A 5,349-nucleotide genomic window follows, 5' to 3' on the forward strand; every position below is an offset into this window, starting at 1 on the left:
CGCATGCCGATGAAGTGCCGCCAGGAGCGGAGGTTGCCCGAGACGACGATCCGGGTCTCGGTGGCGTTGGGCAACACCGAGCGGGCCGCCTGCCGCGCCTGCTTGCGCCGCAGCATGGGGTTGGGGACGTCGGCGAACTTCTCCTCGAGCGCCGTCAAGAGCTCGGCGTAGGCGTCGCGCGCCGAATCCGCGACCTTCTCGAAGATGCGGAGCAGCTCGGGGTCGTCCTCGATGGCGGGCGGAGGGACCACGTTGGAATCGTGCTCGGGCACGAAGCGCTGGGAGAGCTGCGAATAGGAGAAGTGCCGGTGGCGGATCAGCTCGTGCGTGCACGAGCGGGAGATGCCGGTGATGTAGAAGCTCACCGTGGCGTGTTCGAAGACGCTGAGGTGCCCGACCTCGAGGATGTGGCGCAGGTACGCGGCATTCGTCGCCGTGCGCGGGTTCGGCTTGTCCCAGGACTGGTAGCACGCACGGCCCGCGAATTCCGCGAGCGCTTCCCCGCCTGTGGCGCCGGCGTCCCAGTCGATGTCCTCCGGAGGGAAGAACTCCGTGCGGGCGACCACCTGCACCCTGCGGCGGACCAATTCGCTCATGTTCTCCTGCGTTCTCTTGTGTTCGTCGTGTCTCTTGCCGTGTCCGTGCGCATGCCCGTGGACGTGCGCGCCGCCGGCCGCGCGGCTCGACATCGCGAAACGCTCTCAGTGTTTCGGCGCGCTCCGCGGGGCAACCTAGAGGAGCAGGGCGGCGGCCACGCCGGCGGCGAGCTCCCCGGCGCGCTCGCGCTCCGCGTGGCCGACCTCTCCGGTGATCTCCACGGCACCCTGTGCGCGCTCCCAGCCGATGGCTCCGGCGATCTTCTCGATTGCGCGCAGAGCGCCCGTCGTGTCGTTGTTTCCGTGGATGACGGCGCCGTACGGGAGCTTCGGGGACGCCTCGAGGCATGGATAGTAGATCTGGTCGAAGAAGTGCTTGAGAGCCCCGGACATATACCCGATGTTCGCCGGGGTGAGCAGCAGGACTGCGTCCGCGTGGAGCACATCGTGCGCCGAGGCGCGGAGCGCGGGCACCGACATGACCGAGACGTCCTCGAGGCCCTCCTGCGAGAGCGCCTCGAGCATCGCCTGACGCAGGGCCTCTACGCCCGGAGATGGCGTGTGGTGGACGAGTAAGACGCTGAGTTTGCCGCCGCCCGTGGCGTCCGTACCGTCCGCGCCGTTCGTCGTCTGCTCGTCGCTCATCTCGTCTCCTTTCTCTCTGCGGCCTCCCCCGCGACTGCCTTCTTCATGAACTCGCGGCCGCGCGCTCTGTCTCCGGCGTGATCGTAGGCACGGGCCAGGCGATACTGCACGCGCCAGTTCTCCGGATCTCCCTCGTACTCCGCGGCGACGGTGGCGAAGAGCCGGTCGGCGTCCTCGGGCTCGATGCGCCCGGACGGGCGACGCGCCAACCCAGAGGTATCGAGTTCGAACCCCTCTTGCGCTGCGCGGGCGGAGATTCGTTGCAGTTCGAAGCCGTTCTTGACGAGAACCCACGTGGCCCAGGCGCCGAGAAGAGCGAGCACGATGAGGCCTACGCCGAATCCCTTTTGCGCCCCCTCACCATCGACGATTCCACTGATCCCCTGCGCGATGAGGAGGCCGAACGCGAGGACGAGCCCGAGGAGAACGAGGCCCATGAGGGCCGGGCGGATGAGTTTCTGCACGTCTATCCGGGCCCCGCTAGAGGTCCATGAACTTCTCGAGCCCGACCGTGAGCCCGGGATTCGAGCGGATAGAGCGAAGGCCCAGGAGTACGCCGGGGACGAAGGACGTGCGGTCCATCGAGTCGTGGCGGATGGTGAGCGTCTCGCCTTCGGTCCCGAAGAGGACTTCCTGGTGCGCGACGAGCCCGAGCGCGCGCACGGAGTGCACCGGCACTCCGGCGACCTCGGCGCCGCGGGCGCCGTCGAGCTCGGTCGAGGTGGCATCGGGCATCTCCCCGAGTCCGGCCTCCTCGCGGGCGGCCCCGATGAGCTCGGCGGTGCGGCGGGCCGTGCCCGAGGGTGCGTCGGCCTTGCGCGGGTGGTGCAGCTCGACTATCTCGGTTGAGGTATAGAACTTCGCGGCGAGCTGCGAGAACTGCATCATGAGGATCGCGCCGATCGCGAAGTTCGGCGCGATGAGCACGCCCGTCCCCGGATGCTTGGACAGCGCGCTGCGGAGCTCCTCGAGGCGCTCGTCGGTGAACCCGGTGGTGCCGACGACTGCATGGATGTCGTGATCGATGCAGAACCGGAGGTTGTCCATCACCACGTCGGGGTGCGTGAAGTCGACGACCATCTCCGCTCCCGCGTCGACGAGATCGGAGAGCTCATCGCCCTGGTCGATGCGGGCGACGAGCTCCATGTCCTCGGCCGCGTCCACACCCTCGCAGATCGTCGATCCGACTCGGCCGTGTGCGCCGAGGACGGCGACCTTGAGTTCCTCGTTGCCCATCGCTTCGCTCCCCTGGTTCGTGTGCGTATTCATTCCCCGAGCTCCCGTGCGGGCCGCGGATTCCGATGCCGCCGATCCTACCGAGCGCGCCCTCGCGCCCCGGAGAGCCGTGCCAGGATCGGCGCCGATCGCCGCTGCGCGCCCACGCGCCCCGGCCCGAGCAGCACTGTGTGCCAGCCTTCGCCGGTTATGAGCTCCCAGGCCTCGGCGACCTGCTCGGGCGTGACCGCCTCGAGGCGCGCGAGCGAATCGGTCACCGAGACGATCCGGCCGCGCTCGAGGAGATGCCTGCCCATGCGCGCCATGCGCGCCATGGGATCATCACGACCGAGGACGATCGAGCCCTTGAGGTAACCGCTTGCCCTCCATAGCTCTTCCGCATCCGGAGGTGTGACGGCGAAGGCCTCGATTTCCTCGCCTACCGCCGTCAACAGGTGTGCCGATCTGGGCGTGGGCGCGCTCGCCGAGACGTGGAGGATCCCTGCGGGACCGTATTGTTCGATCCCTGCGTCCACGTTGTAGCCGACGCCGTAACGCTCGCGAATGCCTTGGAACAGCCGCGAGGAGACACCCGCCCCCAGCGCCGCCGCGGCGACGTGCGCAGCTGCCCTGCGCCGGTCGTCGCGGCCGGGCGTGAGCACGGACATCCCCACGTGTGACTGCTGTCCCGACATCCGGATCGCCTCGAGCGAACCGCGCGCCGGGAGCAGGCGGCGCGATTCGAACGCGGATTCCGAGTAGGTGTCCTCGCCGGCGCGAGGGGCGAGGCGGGCCAGGGGCCCGGAGGCTAGGCGATCGACGATGCGCTCGTGGGGTACGGGACCGACCGCGGAGACGACGATCTTTGCGGGGTCGAGCGCCCGCGCGTGTAGCTCTCGCAGGGCGGAAGGGGTGAGCGCGGCGAGATCCTCGGCCGAACCGAGCACGGAGCGGCCGAGCGGGTGTTCGGGGAGCGCGAGCTCGTAGCCGGTCTCGGCGGCAAGGTCTTCCGGATCGTCGTCGCGGCCCGCGATCTCGTCGGCGATGACACCCCGCTCGATCTCCACCGCCTCGTCCTCGCACAGGCCCTCGGCGACGACCGAGGCGAGCACGTCGAGTGCCACAGCGAACTCGACTGCCGGCGCCTGGACGTGGAAGCACGTGTGCTCCTTGGCGGTGAACGCGTTGAGCTCCGCGCCCGCGGCGTCCATGAGCGCCGAGATCTCGAACGCCCCGTAGGTCTCAGTGCCCTTGAAGAGGACGTGCTCGAGGAAATGCATCCCGCCGTACTCGGGATCGCGGCCGCCCGTGCCCGGGCGTTCGTCTACCGAGCCCATACCGATCCATATGCCGAGCGTAAATCCGGCGAGCCCCGGATTCTCCTCGCCGACGATGCGAATGCCGTTGTCGAGCGTGGAGATCCGGGGCTCTGGCGCCGGAATCGGGGCGCCTGGGTCGGGTTCGGCAGGCGGGGTCGAGATCACCCGAACAGCCTACCGGCCGACCGGCGTTGCTACTCCGACCCGCGGGGCGCCGAGTCCCCGAGGGCCCAGTGCGGCCGTGAACCGCCGCAGGTGCGCGGCCAGTCCTACTTGTCCGCCTCGCCGTCGTTGGCGGTCTCGACGGGGATGAGGCTGATCTTGCCGCGGTTGTCGATGTCCGCGATCTCGACCTCGATCTTGTCGCCGACGTTGATGACGTCCTCGACCTTCGCGATGCGCTTGTCGCCGCCGATCTTCGAGATGTGCAGCAGGCCGTCGCGGCCCGGGAGCAGCGAGATGAACGCGCCGAACGGGGCGGCCTTGACCATCGTCCCGAGGAAACGCTCCCCGACCTGCGGGAGCTGAGGGTTGGCGATGGAATTGATCCGGTCGATCGCCGCCTGCGCGGACTCGCCGTCCGACGCGCCGATGTAGACCGTGCCATCGTCCTCGATGGAGATGTTCGCGCCGGTCTCCTCGGTGATCGAGTTGATGTTCTTGCCCTTGGGCCCGATGACCTCGCCGATCTTGTCGAGCGGGATGCTGATCGCCTGGACGCGTGGGGCGTAGGGGCTCATCTCGTCGGGTTCGTCGATCGCATCGGCCATGACCTCGAGGATCGTGAGCCGCGCGTCGCGGGCCTGCTTGAGTGCCTGCGCGAGCACGCCCGAGGGGATGCCGGTGAGTTTGGTGTCGAGCTGGAGCGCGGTGACGAACTGCGCGGTGCCGGCGACCTTGAAGTCCATGTCGCCGAAGGCATCTTCAGCGCCGAGGATGTCGGTGAGCGCGACATAGCGGGTCTCGCCGTCGACCTCGTCGGAGACGAGGCCCATGGCGATGCCGGCGACCGGCGCCTTGAGCGGCACACCGGCGTTGAGCAGCGAAAGCGTCGAGGCGCAGACAGAACCCATGGAGGTCGAGCCGTTGGAGCCCAGCGCCTCGGAGACCTGGCGGATCGCGTACGGGAACTCCTCGACGGGCGGGAGCACCGGCTCGAGGGCGCGCTCGGCGAGCGCACCGTGGCCGATCTCACGGCGCTTCGGCGAACCGACGCGGCCCGTCTCGCCCGTGGAGTACGGCGGGAAGTTGTAGTGGTGGATGTACCGCTTCGAGGTGACGGGGCCGAGCGAATCGATCTGCTGCGCCATCTTGACCATGTCGAGGGTCGTCACGCCGAGGATCTGGGTCTCGCCACGTTCGAACAGAGCAGAGCCATGGGCGCGAGGGACGATCTCGACTCCCACGCTGAGCGCGCGAATGTCGGTGGTGCCGCGGCCGTCGATGCGGAAGTGATCGGTGAGGATGCGGCTGCGGACCGTCTTCTTGGTGAGCGCACGGAACGCGTTGCCGAGCTCCTTCTCGCGGCCCTCGAAATCGCCCTCGAGCTTCTCGAGGACCTCTACCTGCAGTGA

General features: G+C 68.6%; 6 protein-coding genes. All 6 read right to left on the bottom strand.

Going from position 1 to position 5,349, the window contains the following annotated elements:
* Positions 1 to 596, bottom strand: a 596-nt coding sequence (gene thyX / locus V7E05_RS13410) for an FAD-dependent thymidylate synthase (RefSeq protein WP_333620141.1), incomplete at its 3' end; no start/stop codon positions are given.
* A 135-nt stretch (positions 597 to 731) separates the two neighbouring features.
* A complete protein-coding gene (locus V7E05_RS13415; protein WP_333620142.1) occupies positions 732 to 1,241 on the bottom strand; it encodes a flavodoxin family protein in 510 nt (169 codons plus the stop codon).
* Entirely contained in the window at positions 1,238 to 1,705 is a 468-nt protein-coding gene (locus V7E05_RS13420; protein WP_333620143.1) for a hypothetical protein, read from the bottom strand. Before V7E05_RS13420 ends, V7E05_RS13415 begins: the two co-directional genes overlap by 4 nt.
* Before the next feature lie 16 nt (positions 1,706 to 1,721).
* On the bottom strand, positions 1,722 to 2,477 hold the full coding sequence (gene dapB / locus V7E05_RS13425; RefSeq protein ID WP_333620146.1) for a 4-hydroxy-tetrahydrodipicolinate reductase: 756 nt from the start codon (positions 2,475 to 2,477) through the stop codon (positions 1,722 to 1,724).
* 77 nt (positions 2,478 to 2,554) lie between these two features.
* Positions 2,555 to 3,940: a M16 family metallopeptidase gene (locus V7E05_RS13430; protein WP_333620144.1), complete on the bottom strand. Its 1,386-nt coding sequence runs from the start codon at positions 3,938 to 3,940 to the stop codon at positions 2,555 to 2,557.
* Between the two features lie 104 nt (positions 3,941 to 4,044).
* Positions 4,045 to 5,349 (bottom strand): polyribonucleotide nucleotidyltransferase (locus V7E05_RS13435; RefSeq protein ID WP_333620145.1); only part of this gene is annotated, 1,305 nt, incomplete at its 5' end.

Source organism: Dietzia sp. (genome assembly GCF_036741115.1).
Taxonomy (GTDB): Bacteria; Actinomycetota; Actinomycetes; order Mycobacteriales; family Mycobacteriaceae; genus Dietzia.